The sequence below is a fragment of the Rhizobium sp. 01L419 genome (assembly GCF_056400025.1).
In genome coordinates, this window is record NZ_JBFTSM010000009.1 from 97,930 (window position 1) to 113,457 (window position 15,528).

The 15,528-nt window shown below is 56.1% G+C and carries 14 protein-coding genes; 6 read left to right on the plus strand and 8 right to left on the minus strand.

Features of this window, described 5'->3' with window-relative positions; genetic code table 11:
• Nucleotides 1–38 precede the first annotated feature (38 nt).
• From AC1DUP_RS18820 to AC1DUP_RS18830, 3 genes are read right to left on the minus strand one after another with little or no spacing between them, the layout of a single operon-like run.
• Nucleotides 39–722, minus strand: coding sequence for a hypothetical protein (locus AC1DUP_RS18820; protein ID WP_477833722.1), 684 nt, complete (start codon nt 720–722; stop codon nt 39–41).
• Nucleotides 723–3,722 (minus strand): VPA1269 family protein, encoded by a 3,000-nt coding sequence (locus AC1DUP_RS18825; protein ID WP_477833724.1) that lies wholly within the window; start codon nt 3,720–3,722, stop codon nt 723–725. It lies immediately after the preceding gene.
• Nucleotides 3,719–5,245 carry a hypothetical protein gene (locus tag AC1DUP_RS18830; RefSeq protein WP_477833726.1) on the minus strand — a complete coding sequence of 509 codons (1,527 nt, stop codon included), beginning with the start codon at nt 5,243–5,245 and terminating at the stop codon, nt 3,719–3,721. The genes AC1DUP_RS18825 and AC1DUP_RS18830 overlap by 4 nt, the downstream gene beginning before the upstream one ends.
• Before the next feature lie 923 nt (nt 5,246–6,168).
• Between AC1DUP_RS18830 and AC1DUP_RS18835 the strand changes: the two genes are divergently transcribed.
• Complete coding sequence (locus AC1DUP_RS18835) at nt 6,169–6,645, plus strand: hypothetical protein (RefSeq protein WP_477833728.1); 477 nt, start codon at nt 6,169–6,171, stop codon at nt 6,643–6,645.
• A 317-nt stretch (nt 6,646–6,962) separates the two neighbouring features.
• On the opposite strand, the gene AC1DUP_RS18840 is transcribed toward AC1DUP_RS18835, so the two are convergent.
• Nucleotides 6,963–7,472 (minus strand): DUF2937 family protein, encoded by a 510-nt coding sequence (locus AC1DUP_RS18840; RefSeq protein WP_113507546.1) that lies wholly within the window; start codon nt 7,470–7,472, stop codon nt 6,963–6,965.
• Between the two features lie 144 nt (nt 7,473–7,616).
• Here AC1DUP_RS18840 and AC1DUP_RS18845 point away from each other — a divergent pair, with 144 nt between their 5' ends.
• Together AC1DUP_RS18845 and AC1DUP_RS18850 are read left to right on the plus strand one after the other, a co-directional pair.
• Complete coding sequence (locus AC1DUP_RS18845) at nt 7,617–7,865, plus strand: hypothetical protein (RefSeq protein WP_113507545.1); 249 nt, start codon at nt 7,617–7,619, stop codon at nt 7,863–7,865.
• A 105-nt stretch (nt 7,866–7,970) separates the two neighbouring features.
• Nucleotides 7,971–8,132 (plus strand): hypothetical protein, encoded by a 162-nt coding sequence (locus AC1DUP_RS18850; protein ID WP_477833731.1) that lies wholly within the window; start codon nt 7,971–7,973, stop codon nt 8,130–8,132.
• Here AC1DUP_RS18850 and AC1DUP_RS18855 read toward each other — a convergent pair whose 3' ends face one another.
• The 3 genes from AC1DUP_RS18855 to AC1DUP_RS18865 form a co-directional block, all read right to left on the minus strand.
• Nucleotides 8,133–8,918 (minus strand): class I SAM-dependent methyltransferase, encoded by a 786-nt coding sequence (locus AC1DUP_RS18855; protein WP_477833733.1) that lies wholly within the window; start codon nt 8,916–8,918, stop codon nt 8,133–8,135.
• Nucleotides 8,919–9,047: 129 nt separating this feature from the next.
• A complete protein-coding gene (locus tag AC1DUP_RS18860) occupies nt 9,048–9,314 on the minus strand; it encodes a BON domain-containing protein (protein WP_113299120.1) in 267 nt (88 codons plus the stop codon).
• Nucleotides 9,315–9,370: 56 nt separating this feature from the next.
• A complete protein-coding gene (locus AC1DUP_RS18865; protein ID WP_477833735.1) occupies nt 9,371–10,018 on the minus strand; it encodes a hypothetical protein in 648 nt (215 codons plus the stop codon).
• 378 nt (nt 10,019–10,396) lie between these two features.
• Here AC1DUP_RS18865 and dxr point away from each other — a divergent pair, with 378 nt between their 5' ends.
• The gene (dxr, locus tag AC1DUP_RS18870; protein ID WP_477833737.1) at nt 10,397–11,569 is read left to right on the plus strand and encodes a 1-deoxy-D-xylulose-5-phosphate reductoisomerase; all 1,173 of its coding nucleotides are present in this window, start codon (nt 10,397–10,399) and stop codon (nt 11,567–11,569) included.
• Nucleotides 11,570–11,605: 36 nt separating this feature from the next.
• Here dxr and hemA read toward each other — a convergent pair whose 3' ends face one another.
• Nucleotides 11,606–12,820, minus strand: coding sequence for a 5-aminolevulinate synthase (gene hemA / locus AC1DUP_RS18875; RefSeq protein ID WP_113299123.1), 1,215 nt, complete (start codon nt 12,818–12,820; stop codon nt 11,606–11,608).
• A 333-nt stretch (nt 12,821–13,153) separates the two neighbouring features.
• On the opposite strand from hemA, the gene AC1DUP_RS18880 reads away from it, so the two are divergent.
• Nucleotides 13,154–13,408, plus strand: coding sequence for a YMGG-like glycine zipper-containing protein (locus tag AC1DUP_RS18880; RefSeq protein WP_007822262.1), 255 nt, complete (start codon nt 13,154–13,156; stop codon nt 13,406–13,408).
• A 173-nt stretch (nt 13,409–13,581) separates the two neighbouring features.
• The gene (locus AC1DUP_RS18885) at nt 13,582–15,507 is read left to right on the plus strand and encodes an autotransporter assembly complex protein TamA (RefSeq protein ID WP_477833739.1); all 1,926 of its coding nucleotides are present in this window, start codon (nt 13,582–13,584) and stop codon (nt 15,505–15,507) included.
• The last annotated feature ends 21 nt before the right edge of the window (nt 15,508–15,528 follow it).

Genomic DNA, 15,528 nt, shown 5'->3' on the forward strand with positions numbered 1-15,528 from the left:
CCTCGGGGAATTTGGAGAGATTGGGTCGAGCAGCAGCATCACAGCGCCCTCAGAGCAGCAAGAATCTTGCTATCCATTATCAAACGGCCTGGCCTCGCGAACTTGCTGAGACGCAACCCTGTTGCGTCCTCCTCCAACAAGGAATCGGGACTTTTCAAATCCAGCACCCATTTTCTGACAGGAAGATATCCTACAATGTCCCCATCAAGGGGACCTTTGCCCGACTGATTGGATCGAGTAAAAGTCTCAGTTGCAGAAAGCTTGGCCTGGGCAGACGCGAGTTCATGCCTAAGTTGGTCGTTTTCCGTCCTAGTGCGGATAATGTACTCTCGAAGGACATGAATGGTCATTCCGGCGTCCGTCCCTTTTCCCGCAGGAACAGGTTGACTCATCGCTTGCTGCATCGTCTCTTCGGCAAGGAGGTGGAGAATGTTGTGATAAGCGCCGCGCCAGACGGCAATCAACATTCGGTATCGATTTTTCAGCGTCTGCCGCTTTGGAAATCTGGGGTAGATAATGTTCCCGCGCTCGATCAGATTGTCATAGCCAGGCTCCGTTGGGTGGGGGTTAGCGACCAGAAGCTCTGCAACTGAAACAATGTGCTCAAGGTTGCGTCGAGAGATGTCGCTCTTCGCCTCCTGGTCGACCACTAAGCTCGACAACGTTCTTGCATTCGCGATAATCTCGGCGACTTTGTTTGAATTTCTAAGCTTTTTACCCATTTATGCCCCCGCAAGCGATCCAACCGAATTTAAAGGGAGAACCCGTAATGTGCCGACGGGCGCTGATAGCCTTTCGAGCTTTAGGTCTTGGAAAAAGTCATCGAACCCCAGGTCTCTTGGTGTCAGGTTCTCCTCTTGCATCGCCATAAGTTCCTGCCGATTGATCTTATTGAGGACCAGCCGTGCAGCTCGAAGGTAATCTTCCTGCTGTTCCTGCGGAGTCCTCCGGTTCAATGAGATTGGGCGATAACCAGCTTCGATGGTGAAATTGTCTACCATTAGCCTGAAGCTCGCCTCGGCCTCCGCGTCATGGACGCTGGTGAAAAACGTGGACTTGTGCATGATGCGCGTCAGGTGTTCGAAGTCGGACAAAAACACCCATTCGTCGTGCTCGGCGCTTTCGTCCCATTCGCTCAATGCGTTGTCAGGGTGAATGAGTCTCCGCTCGGTCGGGTCTGACAAATCTTCGAATTTCTCGATAAGACGGAGTTGTTCGATGTATCTCTGCCCATGCGCGATACTCTCGCAAATCCCATTCTGAGCTTGGACAACATCGTTAAGATCGACCTGGAGTTTCTTCCTTTCCCGGTCAAGCTGGGGTGCTTGATCCAAAGTGATATCATCTTCAGAATATCGCTTTTCAATCTCGAAGAGTGTTGCTGATACCTTCTCGTATCGCCGCGTTAAGACTGCAAGTCTTCGGCTTAACACTTCGAGCTTTGCGTATATTCCATCAATGTAGTTTGGATCGGTTATAAGATGCCTGCAAACAAGGCAGTTTCCGTCTTCTAGGCTCTTGTAGAGTGACTTGTCGACGCCGTTCCGAACGTCGCGTCGTACGCATTCTCCGCCGTCACCGCAGCGCTGCCCCATCCACGGACATAATCCAACATCGCGCTCAACCCAAGTTGATCGTGCCCCGTGATAGGCAATCTTCAAAACCTCTTCCGAGCCACTTACGGTTCGCCGACTAGCCTCTTCAAAGGACATGCGGTGAAGTGACTCCGACAAGTTTCCACGTCTGGGCTCCCGAGCAAGTCTGTTGCCTTCCAAAACGTCGTGAATGTCGGCAGGGTCGGGCTTATTGTATCGCTGGGTCATCAGGATGCCTGCATGCCCAACAAGGAGCTTGCTGACGACGGTGATCGACACACCCTCCCGAAGCAATTTGGTTATTCCTGCGGAGCGCATCCCATGCGGGGTATAAATGCACTTCACCGGCTTTCCGCTGCCGTCAACTGTCACGAAATCAAGCGCAGCTTCTGGGGGTACAGTAGCGTTGTACCTATTCTGAACTTCAAGCATTGCATCCAGCCAGAAGTCGCGTCTTATGCGAGAACTAATGGGCTGGCCGTACCGTTGGCTCCTTACGGAAGGCATCCGAAAAAGCGGAAAAATACTCGGAAGCTTGTCGAGATACTGTTCATCGCTCCTGACCAAGTCTTGCCGAAACTCTTGGGGCGACACCGGTCCGGTAATAGGGACCCACTTCTCTACGAACCGCCGAACGTCATCACATATGCGATGCGCCGCCGCATTTTGCCAAGGGACCACAAAGGGCGTCCCAGTCTTATTAATATTAAAGAAAAAGCCGGTGATGTTTAGATTGCGCGTCTTACGAGCATATCCACGGGGAATTTTGATGCCTTGCCGCGTCCAATATCTGGCGTGTGGCGAGTCGTTCTTGGTCCACCGGAGCATACTGCCATCGAATCGGTCGTTGTCTCCTTCGCCACTGTCCAAACTCGTGAGCTGAACAAACCTTCCGGGAAGTTCGAATGCGAGCAAAAATATCGATGGCAAGATAGGACAGTATCGAGTTTCGCCTTCGGCGAAAAACTTGCAAACTTCTTGTTTGCCTGGCCACCCCCCCTCGCCCTCAAGAAGAAGTTCCTGAAACAAGGCATACAGAATTGGGGGGAGCGGAAGGGAGGTCCCTTCACCGGAATTATTAAGCTTGCCACTTTTGTGTACGCCCACACCATAAGCGTCGACATCTGCGTGTGTCAGCAAATGGAAAACCGGCATTCCTGCGTCAATCAGACCGGAATACTCTGCAGCGAACTCCGAAAAACGCAGCATGGCCCCGAGTTCAACTTGGGTAGATGAACTGTAGGTATCCCTGCCCTCTCGTTTTCTTAAGCCCATAACAAAGTCGATAAACTTCCTTTCTCTTTTCGTTGTAAGGAATTTTTTAGGATCAACAGTTTCTTCTTCACTAAATTCCTCATCAAGCCACGCGAGTAATCTACCCATGGCAAGTATAGGCGACTTGGAAATTGCTTTAACGCTTCTCCGCCATTCTTCATACAGCTCCGTCCACGCCGAAAGGTGAGCGGGTGGGTTTTGGACCGGCAACGTGGAGCTGGATCGATCCGCGTGTTGAAACGCGGCGATCTCTCTACTGCTCATTACCTCACCCAATACGCGAGCGATTTCACGAAGGAATCGACCGGCAATGTCGAACCGGGAGCCCCATAAATCCTTTCTGCGGAAACTGCGTGTGTTGTCACAGGCGTATGCTTGCAACAATTTCAAGATAGTGCCAACGCCAAGCGCACCCCAATCTTTGGCTCCAGTGACCGACATTGCGAAGCCAGCAAGGACTCTGTTAAACTCAGCCTTGTAGTCCGGCTGCGTACGCGGAGTTAGATGCTGGAGGATGGCTGATGGAACACCATGTTCAGCCAACATGCCCTTCAACGAGACTGCAAGGGGCGATGATACTACAATCAAGTCGACCGAAGTGGATGTCAGGTTTTCATTGACGCGTCCGAACGAATTGATCGGTAGCCGTACCAGCCCTTCAACATTCGCATCGATGAGAAACGCGGTCCGACTTCTTATTTGAAGCAGCCGCGCCTCATCTGGCTTCCGACCAAGACGCCTGCGCTCGACATTATTTACTGAAACAAGTTCGTGATATGCGGCATCAACTAGATCGTCGATATCACAATCTTCAATCTCCAGAACATCACTCTGGTTGAACCTGACCGTCAACGGTGGTCCCCTTCATCTGTCCGAAGGGTGCCCAAAGACGCCAGAACTTCAGGTCGATTAAGCCGGTTTACTTCGAACGCCTGGTTAGCTTCTTCATCCGATCTGGACAGGTACACTAATGTGCTAAGTATCGAGCGATGGTGCATGTCTGTCGCAATATCCTGAATGGGCGTTCCCAAACTTTCGAGTGTTCCGCCAAATAGATGCCTCGTGCCATGACGAGTGGTGCCCTGTTCTTTCCGGTGCTCTAGACCCATACCCTCGACTGCACGCTTCCAACGACCGGCTGCCGCTGATGAGGACAAAGGGTCGCCGACAAACTGATTCTGCTCTGGCGAGTGGCGACTACTCACCAGCAAGAACGGATGATCGCCGAGACCGGCCTTCCGCCGACGCTCCATTACAGCCTTTCGATAGACCCCGACGTAGAATCGAAGCTGCTCGGCGAAATACTCGTGGAAATAGTCCATTTCCAGCCAACGGATTGGTGCCCATTGCTGCGGATTCAGTCTCGGTTTCTTGAAGCCAACATGGCCACGTCCAAACGCTTTCGTCCTGGGGCGCATTCCGTTGTAACGCTCCATAAGGACTTGCTCCCGGCTCCGACCGCAGCTCTCAACGAAACTCTCGGGATGCCGGAGAAAGCCCTTAACCTTGCCGTTTACGACTTGCAGGTCATTGACCCACATGTGAAGCCTTTCACTCCCTCTCAGCCCCCCAAGGGCAATCAACGCGTCCAGTCGTCCGGTATGGTCCACTTGCTCAAGAGCGTCGTTCCGATACGCTTGTCGGACGAATCCATGCTCGATCAGTGGAACAACATGCTCTTTCGGGAACGAGTACACTGGCGAAATTGGCACCGCCGTAAGATCGGGGCCAGTATTGGTAGGTTCTGAGTGTTTCCGAAATATTCCAGCACCCAACGCTGATCTCTCTGAATCAGATCGGGACTTGGGGTTCAAATGGGCAAGAAACCGATATCTATTTGGTCTTTGAGAATGGGCTGCATGGCCAAACACTCCATGTTTGACCTCGGCGAAGAACGGCAAAACTCCCGCGAGTTCGTCAACCCGATCCATATCGAACATCCAGTCAAAAAATCTATCAAGCCAGGTGCCATATCCTGTGCGAACGTTGTCGGACGTGATAGGCGGCCAAAATAGCCCTGAGGGATCGGTCAGGTTGTCTAGCATCGTGCCGTGCCTGAGCCCATTGCAGAAGTCCTGAAGGACCAGCCGCCAGTTAGACAGCCACTCAGGACCGAACCTCCGAAGGTAGCGTTCCTGGCTCTGAGCGGTGTAGTCGAACAGCAATCCAAAACCGCGTACGGCCTTCCGTCGAGTGGCGTCGTGAGATAGCGAGTGCGCGTGGCTGAAATCTTCTAAGGGCTGGTATTTTTCAAACGAACCGTCGGATCGCTTCAGAAAGAGGACTGAAGTTGTTCCCCCGTAAAGCGGGTGATCCTCTCTTCGAACCGAGTGGTGCATTGGGACATGTTGAAGTGAACCAGGCTTAGCTCTCATCGCCCGCCCCCCGGGATGAACGCCATATGGTGGCGGCAGTCCCGGCAGCGCAACTCCGCGATGCTGCTCACTCTAGCCTGCAGTGGAAATATGCAGCGGCGGTCTTCCACGTTTACCGAGAGAGAGCGTATCGCGCAGCTTTCGGAAAGCCACCAGCGATGCTTGACCGGCGTCTTACCAGCAGGGCTCGGATCGACGCTTCTGTTTATTAGCAAGTAGTTTTGGGTCAGATCAGGTCGAGTGTTGCGGAACTCATACATTCCCCAGCTCCTTAGTCACATGCTATGGATGTCCAGCGCCCTCACACAGAGGGGGGACGAAAATCAGACACACCACAAACACGCTTGCCGTAATGGGCAAGCGTCAGCCGTCGCGCACTGCGACGAGGTGGCTCTGACGTTGAGTAGGTTTTTGGATTGTGGTAACTATGGAGCCATATCAGTTCTCCCGAAGCAGTGGGCGACAGATATCGGGCGGTTTGCGTTACAGCGCAGCCGCCCAACTTTTTTGAACCAGTTTGGATCGATCCAAATCGATTCGACCAAACGCTAGTACATCATTGCCCCGACGACAACCACCGAGTTCCTTTTAAAAAGACGTCTGTGATGTCGAAAGGAGATTTCCTTTGGTGCGGAAAATGTCAACATTTATGGATATTTGAAGTTTCCAAGGGTATTTAATTGGAGATTTCCTTGCGGGGCGCTTCCTAAGCTCATTGTCGTTTGGTAAAACGCTGATCGAAGGGTACGCCCTTGTGTCAAAAAACCAAGAATTGGAGGAAGATACGAACCAGAGATAGGTTTTGCCACGGGACTTTTCTACCAGGCTGATCGCGCCCAGAAAGCGCGAAAACTTCAGTCCGCAGTGTCTTATTGCCAAAAAAAGCATTATAATGTCGTTAAACGGTGCGATTCGGGTGACAGATGGAACCATTAGTAACTGAACCAGCGAATGATGAAGGCGATGGTCAGGAGTTACTATCGGCAGTTAAATCGATAAGAGCCGACATAAAAAAAACTCGCATCATGATTGCCCAATTGACCGAAGAAGCCGCAAAGAAGGAACAGATAGTTCGTTCTCTAGAAGAATTGATTCGCGAAAAAGGAAGTTCGCCAAGGCCCGTCATCCGGCGAACTCGCAAAAAGGAACCGGGTTATCGCAGAGTGGCTCGGCTCGCTCGCGAGATAATGGTCAAGGAAGGAAGACCCCTTGATCGATATGAGGCACTTTCCAAAATCACAGAAGCAGGCTTTGCGCCAGACGTCAGTAATCCACTCCATTTTGTAGCGAAGACGCTCTGGGCGAGTGATGAGTTCGTACCCACGAACAAGGGCTACTGGCCGAGCGACCTACCCTTGCCCGACGGTGTCATGCCGTCAGACCGACGAAGGGCCGACTGACCATTGCACCCTCTGACCGAAACTCTGTGACCAAATTTGTAGGAAAACGGAATCCGCCTTTGGCGGATACTTCATTTGTCGGCCACTCCTGGCTGACCCCGTAAAGGCCCGCTCCTCCGTCGCTTAAAGCCTTGACTGGGCCATCCACTCGTAGCGTTGGCTTGGGAACAGCAAGGCCAAATATGGCCATGCTGCCCATTTGACGACTGATGCGCGAGGGCCGGTACGCTTGAGTACGATGATGGCAACTTATAAAAGAGCACCAGATTCCTAATCTGGGGGTCACGCGTTCGAATCGCGTCGGGATCACCATTCTTTCACCGATATCTGGGCCGCCACTGAACTGCGCGTTTTGCGCCGGCCCCTGACACCGCCACCAGGATCCACCCGCCAATGAAGCCGATCGCCGCCCAGACGAGGCCGGCGAAGCTGACCGGCACGCCCGGCACGAAGTCGCGCCATGTATTGGCAAGGATCCCCTCATCGGCATTGCGCATCAGCACGAAAGGCTTTGCGACCGGAGCGGCACTGCCGAGATCCGATTGCTGGGTAGTGAGCCGCTCGTAGCGCTCCAGCGTGCTGCGCATGGAGATGCCGCGATCGCGCAGGAAATCGTCAGGTGAACGCGTGTAGGCATCAAGTGCCTGCTGGCGATCGAGATGGTGGTCGGTGGCCTGTTTCGTGAAGTCGTCGACGATGATCCTGAGTTCGTCGATCGCCCCGCCGATGCGCTGGCGATACTGCTGGGCAAACTCCGGCGCCTGCGAAAAAAGCGTGCCGCCGGCAAGCCCGACGACCAGTGTGATGCCCCTTCCGATCGGTCCCATGAAGATGCCTCCCGCTGTTCCTACACCAGAACGATTTTGAAAGGGCAAAGGTTGCCGCTGACACAATCGTTAACGCTATGTGATTGAACCGATTGGGCTTCGTCCGAGTTCATCAGCCGACCAACTCAGAAAGAGAGATTTGTCATGAAGAACATTATCATTGCTTCCACGCTTGCTGCAGCTTCCATTTTAGTAGGCGCACTGCCCTCGCAGGCAGCCAGCGTCACCATTACCACCGACAATGGCGGCCGGGGCTACCACCGTGTGGATGACCATCATTACTACCGTCACCATATGCCGGCACGTCGCGTTTCACATGACTGCGTCACCCGGACGGAGCGGATCCACAGTCACGGGCATGTCGTAGTCAAGAAGACCCAAGTCTGCCGCTAAAGGCGATAAAACCCGGCTGGATATCCAGCCGGGTTTTACTTTTTTGAAGCATGAGGAACTTCGGAATTTTCTCTGCGTTTAAGCGACAGAACAGGAGTATCCGCCATGCGTATTCGAATGATTCTGCTTGCAATCGGTTTCGTCGTCAGTGGCCTGATGCTGGCCATCGTCCATCAGCCGCAAGGTCCCGCTACAGCAGCCAAGACCGATCGCCTTGTCGGCGAAAAGGCTCCGGCCGGTTTTCTGCCGGAACGTTTTGCCGGCTGATCAGCTGAGCGAAGGCTTGCGCGCCACGACATGGAAATATTCCTCGTCGGCCAGCGTCTCACCACCGAGCGGCCGACCCTCGACTGAAAAAAGCAGCGGCTCGCCGAAGCCACTTTCAGAAAGTTGCGAACGCAGTTGGCCTGGCGTTGTGGCGTAGACCATGATGCCGAAATCATGAGCGCGATGCAGCAGGATTGCATGCTCGCCATGCCGCTGCTCCAGTGGCGCAAAGCGACGCTCGCGCACCAGCCCCACCGCATGCTTGAGGAGCCGGAAGCTCAGCTTCACCGGATGGATGGACCAGACGATCGAGGAGCGCGCGCGATTTTCGCCAAAACCATGCCAATTGCGATTGAAGGTCGAAAAGGCGAACGTGCCGCCGGCCTTCAGCACGCGCGAGACTTCACGCAGGACCGATTTCCGACCATCGGCATCGACTGAATCGATACCATTATAGCTGAACACCACCAGATCGAAGGAACCGCTTTCGAAGGCCGAAAGATCGCGCGCATCCATATGTTCGAAACGAAGGCCCGGATAATTGGAGCGTGCAAGCGTCACCATTTCAGGCGTGTAGTCGATGCCGACATAATCGCCGGCCTCCTTGGCGATGAGCGCCGCCGTGCGGCCGCCGCCGACGCCAATATCGAGGATGCGGCCACCCTTGGCATTCGCAAGGCCAATGCTCAGCACCGTGCGTTCGCCTTCATTGATGAAGCCGTTACTATTACGATAGTCGCGCCGGGAGAGCGGATTGCTCCATGTCCGGCGATTGATCACTTCCATCTGATGCATCGAAAACCTGACTTTCCGGGGGCTATGGACTAGGCCCGAGCGTAGGTCAGGTGCCGAAGCCGGTAAACTTGCGTAACGTTAATGTTTCGTTAAGGTTAACGCCGGGCGTTTGCTTTTGGGTCAGCCGAGCAGGATACGGTTGTGCACCGTATGCACGCCCTCGACGGTTTTTGCGACCGAAGTCGCCCGCTCGATTTCGCCGACAGTGCCGACGCTGCCGCTCAACACGATCTCATCGCCTTCGGCTGTTACCTCGACATCGGCGGCGTCGATACCGCCGGCGATTGCCAGCGCATTGGCAACGGCGGCCTCCAGCGTCGCGTGATTGGCATATTCCGCCTCCGCTTCCGGTTCACGCCCGTGAAATGTCGGTTCCTTGAAAACCATTGTCCTGTCCTCCGTAATGATGCGGAAGAAACGCCCGGCAATGGACTTGGTTTCGCCTACCAGCGAAGCTGATAGTTCAGATTGATATTTCCCGTCCGTCCCGTTGACAGCGGATCGGATATCGAAGCGGTCAAGCCGAGGTCGGGCAATATATTCTGGCTGACGGCGACAGTGCTGGAGAAATCGCCGTTGAAATCGCTGACGCTGCTGCCGGCCGAAATCGAGGTGCCGGTCCACGGATAGATCAGCTTGACCGCCTGCGAAGCAGATATCGTCGCCTGCCGCGTATCGATAGCGTTGTAGCCGAGACTGACGGAACGCGTCGTCTGCATGTCGAGCGAATCCGACAGGATCCAGCTTCGTGAACGGCTGAGCATCAGCGCGCCGCTGCCGCGCAGAGTATCGACTTGCAGCGTCACATCCTGCTGCGCACGGGTGGCAGGCGTGGCRCTCACCTTTTGCAGCCTGCCCCACAGCATCGCCTGCCCTGAATCCGGCAGCGGCGCCCCGCTTTTGTTGGAGGCAAGCGCCAGATCTGCACCGGCGCTCGTCTCCCATTCCATCGGCAGGCGAAACCCGACCGTTGCCTTGTAGGACCGGCTGGAGACCTTCACGGGCGACCAGATCAGCAGGTCATCGGCAAATGCCGGCTTCACCAGTGGAAATAGAGTAAAAACAAAGCATGCGATCTTTATTCTGGACATGATTTTCGATCGTTTTGAACTCGCACTCCTGTCACACGCCGATAGGCGCAGAGCGGACGTGGAAGCGCTCGCGTCGAACGCAATGAAGGATGGCGCAAACACGCAATCCCGGCTTGGTCTTCGATTTTTGCTTGGCCCATGGCCAGTGGCATAATTGCCGGTTGCTCGTCAGGCGCCTCGGCACCCAGCGGAATTGCCTTTGCGGCCAGTAACTGGCCGCGGCAATATTCGTCCCCATGAGGACTGTTATCAGGATCACATCACGGCGCAGCTATGTAAACCCCTCTGGAGTTGAAATTTGCTGCACCGCACACTTGCTGCCCCTTCCGATCCCCTGTAGAGCCGGTGGCAAATGTGCAATTTCTTACGAAATCGACCATGATGACGGGCAAAATCGCGCCGCGGCGCCTTAGTATTTTCGGTTCGACTGGCTCGGTCGGCCAAAATACGCTTGATGTCGTCGGTCATCTGGGCGGTCGACAAAATTTCGAAATTTCCGTCCTGACCGGCAATGGCAATGTGGAACTGCTGGCCCAGCAGGCGAAATCCGCCGGTGCGCGGCTCGCCGTCATCGCCAATGACCGCCATTACGAATCGCTGAAGAGCGAGCTTTCGGGCAGCGGCATCGCAGTCGCCGCCGGCAAATCCGGGCTGATGGAAGCCGCAGACCGCGAAGCGGATTGGGTGATGGCGGCCATCGTCGGCACGGCCGGCCTTGCACCGACACTGGCTGCAGCGCGACGCGGAGCGGATATCGCGCTTGCCAACAAGGAATGCCTGGTCGCGGCCGGCGATCTTTTCATCGAGGCGGTGAAAAACGGCGGCGGCAAGCTTCTGCCAGTCGATAGCGAACATAACGCGATCTTCCAGGTGCTGGAGGAGAATCAGCGCCATGCCCTGGAACGCATCATCCTGACGGCATCGGGCGGCCCCTTCCGCACATCCTCGCGTGAGGAGATGGCCAATGTCACGGTCGAAGCCGCACGCGCCCATCCCAAATGGTCGATGGGCTTGAAGATTTCCATCGACAGCGCCTCGCTCTTCAACAAGGCGCTGGAGATGATCGAGGCGAAGCACCTCTTCGACCTGCGCCCTGAGCAGGTGGAGGTGATCGTCCATCCGCAGTCGATCATCCATTCCATGGTCGGCTACACGGATGGCTCGGTGCTGGCGCAGCTCGGCGCGCCCGATATGCGCACCGCAATCGGCTACGCCCTGTCTCACCCGCGCCGCGCGAACCTGCCGATCGAACGGCTGGATTTCGCCAAACTCGCGCGGCTCGATTTCGAGGCGCCGGACGAAAAACGTTTCCCTGCGCTACGGCTTGCCCGACTGGCGATGACGCGCGGCGGTGTACAAGGCGCGGTGCTGAACGGCGCCAAGGAAGTCGCGCTCGAAGCCTTCATCGAAGGCCGCCTGCCATTCCTCGCTATGGCTGAAATCACCGAAAGGGTGATGGATGAGCTCGTCGGCTTGCCGGCGGCGACAACGATGGACGATGTCTTTGCCGCAGACAAGGAAGCCCGGCAGCGGGCTGCCGGGCTGATCTAATAAAGAAATTTTCCTGAAAAATCAGGCGCCTTGACGTCAAGCGACGTGACGGGCGAGCGCGCAGCGCGACCAGAGCGAATGCAGCGCGCCGACCAGATGCTCGATATCGGTATCCGAATGCAGTGGCGTTGGCGTGATGCGCAGGCGCTCGGTCTTCTTCGGCACCGTCGGATAGTTGATCGGCTGCACATAGACGCCGAAATTATCGAGCAGCAGATCCGAGATCCACTTGCACTTGGCGGCATCGCCAACCATGACCGGCACGATATGGCTGGGGTTCGGCATATGCGGAATGCCCTGCTGGTCAAGCAGCGTGCGCAACTTTCGCACACGGTCCTGATGGCGAGCCCGCTCGAAGGGGCTTGCCTTCAGATGCCGTATCGACGCGACCGAGCCGGCAGCGAGCGCAGGCGGCAGCGACGTCGTGAAGATGAAGCCCGACGCAAATGAGCGGATGAAATCGCAGAGAGCAGCGGAAGCGGCGATATAACCGCCCATGACGCCAAAAGCCTTGGCAAGCGTGCCTTCGATGACGGTGATGCGGTCCATCAGGCCTTCGCGCTCGGCAATGCCGCCGCCGCGCGGCCCATACATGCCGACGGCATGCACTTCGTCGAGATAGGTCATCGCGCCATACTTGTCAGCGAGATCGCAGATTTCCTTGATCGGTGCGATATCACCATCCATCGAATAGACGGATTCGAAGGCGATAAGCTTCGGCGCCTTGGGATCGGCAGCAGCGAGCTTGGCCTCAAGATCGGCGACGTCATTGTGCTTCCAGATGACCTTCTCGCACTTGGCGTAGCGGATGCCCTCGATCATCGAGGCATGGTTGAAAGCATCGGAGAAGATGATGAGGCCGGGGATTTTGGCGCCGAGTGTGCCGAGTGCTGCCCAGTTCGAAACATAGCCGGATGTGAAGGTCAGCGCGGCTTCCTTGCCATGCAGATCGGCGAGCTCCTGCTCGAGCAGAACATGGTAGTGGTTGGTACCAGAGATATTCCGGGTGCCTCCCGCACCCGCGCCACAGTGATCGATGGCTTCCTTCATCGCCTCGATCACCTTGGGGTGCTGGCCCATGCCGAGATAGTCGTTGGAGCACCAGACGGTTACTTCCTGTTCGCCATTCGCCGTGTGGCGGGTCGCACGCGGAAAGTTACCGCGATGGCGCTCCAGATCGGCAAAAACGCGGTAACGGCCCTCAGTGTGAAGCCCGTCCAGCTCGCTTTTGAAAAACGCTTCGAAATCCATCATATGCTCCAGTTCGTACGGCTGTTTCTTGCTGAGACGGCAACCGAACGTCAACCCTTTCGTGCCTGATTTAACATCAACTGCGGCAAAAGGCGCAGACTTTTGAATGATTCCAGATAAAAAATACACCAGTCGCGATCAGGGAAATTGATCGACGTCAATTCCGGCGACAAATTCGCTTTTAATCGTGGAAAGAAACTCTCGCCTTACGAAAAAAAGCTTGTTGATGGTGGACAAGCCCTTCTTGCGACATAGTTTCCGGGCTAGCCTAAGAAAAAATAGGTTAGGGACGACATCCGCCCGCTGGGGCGCCAAAAACCTCGGAGAAAAGAGATGAAAAAAGTCCTCGTACTCGCGTTGATCGGCCTTTCGATCGCAAGCTGCACACCCACCCAACAGGGTGCCGGTATCGGCGCTGCGTCTGGTGCCGTTATCGGCGGCGTAGTCACCGGCGACGTGCGCGGCGCGGCAGTTGGCGCAGCGATTGGCGGCGTTTCGGGCGCGCTTATCGGCAGGGTCGCAGAGCAGCCTGGCCAATGCTACTACCGCGACCGGTATGGTCGCCGCTACATCGATGATTGCCGCTGAGATCAGCAATCAGAATGGGAAAAATGGAAATCCCGGACCCTCGTCCGGGATTTTTTTGTACTAAATTAGTGCGCCTGCAGTTTAAATTGGTACACGTGGCGTGATTTTGCCGCTAAGCTTGTTATCGGCTGGGCAACGCAGAGCTTCATTTTAATGTAACCCAAAAGCGGCGGATGCGGATTAGAGGGACGGGCCTGAGAACTGGTATTGCGTATCGAGCAGGCGCCATGGTGGTGGTCGCAGCGGCGGCTGCATTTTCACCAGTCCTCGTGGGCAATGCCTACGCATTCAAGCTTTTTGGCATCACCATATTCGGCAAGGACGAGGACGAGAACCTGCAGGTGCCCGATCCTGTGCGCTATGACGTCGACCTCGAAGCCGGGACAGCCGATAGCGACCTCAAGGAGGCGCTGGAGAACAGCTCCCGCCTCGTCGGCGACAAGAACCGCCCGGTTTCAGGCGATCTGGGCGTCGTCGTGAAAGCCCGCGACGACCGCGACAGGCTGATCGCCACGCTTTACGAAAAGGCGCGCTACGGCGGCGTGGTGACGATTACCATCGACGGCCGCAACATAGACGATCTGCCGCCGAACCCGACTTTCGATCGCTCGAAGCCCATTCCGGTCAAGGTGGATATAGCGCCTGGCCCGGTCTTCACTGTCAATGAAGTGCAGTTCGGCGGCGATGCTGCACACCGTAACCCTGCCGATTACGATCTCGCTCCAGGCGAACGGGCCGGCTCGCTCGCCATCATCAAGGCCGGTGATACGATCGTCGACCAGTTGAAGAGCGAGGGCAGGCCCTTTGCCAAACTGACCGAACGCCGTGTGGTCGCCGACCACAGCAAGAATACTGTCGATGTCGTTCTCGCTGCCGAAGGTGGTCCGGTTGCTCCGATCGGCGACGTCGGCGTGACTGGGGAGGAAAGGGTCAAGCCGGAATTCATCCAGCGCTATTCCCGCCTGCAGAAGGGCGAAGCTTATTCGCCGGCGGCGCTGAGGAAGGCGGGTGAACGCCTGCGCGCGCTTGGCGTGTTCTCCAGTGTGACGATCCACGAAGGCGACGCGCTGGCCTCCGACGGTACCTTGCCCATGACGATCGAGGTTTCCGAAGGCAAACGGCGCTATCTCGGCGTCGGCGCGCAATATTCGACGATCGACGGTTTCGGCGTCAACGGATACTGGGGCCATCGCAACCTGTTCGGCGGGGCAGAATCGCTGCGTATAGAAGGCGCCGTCTCGCGCCTCGGCGAAGCGTCCGACGTCGGCGATCTCGATTATTCCGCCGGTATCCTCTTCACGAAGCCGGGCTTCATCCATCCGTCCGCTACGCTGAAGGCCGGCATCGTCGCCAAGACGGAAAATCCGGATGCTTATAATGCGAAGCTTGTTACCGCCTCGCTCGGCCTCTCCTATGAATTGACGGATCAGGACACCATCTCCGCAGCCGGCGAGGTGAGCTTCGAGAATGATGACGACGCCTTCGGCAACAACAATTATCTGACCTTTACGGTGCCGATCACCTATGATCGCGACGCCCGCGACGACAAATTCAATCCGACAGGGGGTTACCACGCCACGCTTTCGGCAAAGCCGGGCTATGAGTTCATGAACGGCACGGTCTACTCGGCCTTCGAAGGCTCAATTTCCGGCTATCTCGGCCTTGGCGCCGAAGACGGCATCGTCCTCGCCGGCAAGATCGCGGCCGGCACGCTGATCGGCGGCGATGGCGTTCAGGATATTCCCGCCACCCAGCGCTTCTTTGCCGGCGGCGGCGGTTCTGTGCGTGGCTACGGCTATCAGGAAATCTCGCCCTATAATGAAAACGGTGATGCGACCGGCGGCCGCTCCTATGTGACCAGCTCCTTCGAGGCGCGCATCAAGATCACCGATACGATCGGCATCGTGCCCTTCATCGATATTGGCACGGTTTCGGACAGCATTACGCCTGATTTCTCCGATATCAGGGCCGGCGCGGGCGCCGGTATCCGCTATGCAACGCCTTTCGGCCCTCTGCGGCTTGATTTCGCCGTACCGCTGAACAAGTACGATGGTGGGACGGATTATGGAATTTATGCCGGCATAGGCCAGTCATTCTAGGCCAGTTACAAGGAATGCCGA

Coding starts and splice junctions, on each gene's coding strand:
- AC1DUP_RS18820 (WP_477833722.1), bottom strand. CDS start 722: ATGGGTAAAAAGCTTAGAAATTCAAACAAAGTCGCCGAGATTATCGCG.
- AC1DUP_RS18830 (WP_477833726.1), bottom strand. CDS start 5,245: ATGAGAGCTAAGCCTGGTTCACTTCAACATGTCCCAATGCACCACTCG.
- AC1DUP_RS18835 (WP_477833728.1), top strand. CDS start 6,169: ATGGAACCATTAGTAACTGAACCAGCGAATGATGAAGGCGATGGTCAG.
- AC1DUP_RS18840 (WP_113507546.1), bottom strand. CDS start 7,472: ATGGGACCGATCGGAAGGGGCATCACACTGGTCGTCGGGCTTGCCGGC.
- AC1DUP_RS18845 (WP_113507545.1), top strand. CDS start 7,617: ATGAAGAACATTATCATTGCTTCCACGCTTGCTGCAGCTTCCATTTTA.
- AC1DUP_RS18850 (WP_477833731.1), top strand. CDS start 7,971: ATGCGTATTCGAATGATTCTGCTTGCAATCGGTTTCGTCGTCAGTGGC.
- AC1DUP_RS18855 (WP_477833733.1), bottom strand. CDS start 8,918: ATGGAAGTGATCAATCGCCGGACATGGAGCAATCCGCTCTCCCGGCGC.
- AC1DUP_RS18860 (WP_113299120.1), bottom strand. CDS start 9,314: ATGGTTTTCAAGGAACCGACATTTCACGGGCGTGAACCGGAAGCGGAG.
- dxr (WP_477833737.1), top strand. CDS start 10,397: ATGATGACGGGCAAAATCGCGCCGCGGCGCCTTAGTATTTTCGGTTCG.
- hemA (WP_113299123.1), bottom strand. CDS start 12,820: ATGGATTTCGAAGCGTTTTTCAAAAGCGAGCTGGACGGGCTTCACACT.
- AC1DUP_RS18880 (WP_007822262.1), top strand. CDS start 13,154: ATGAAAAAAGTCCTCGTACTCGCGTTGATCGGCCTTTCGATCGCAAGC.
- AC1DUP_RS18885 (WP_477833739.1), top strand. CDS start 13,582: ATGCGGATTAGAGGGACGGGCCTGAGAACTGGTATTGCGTATCGAGCA.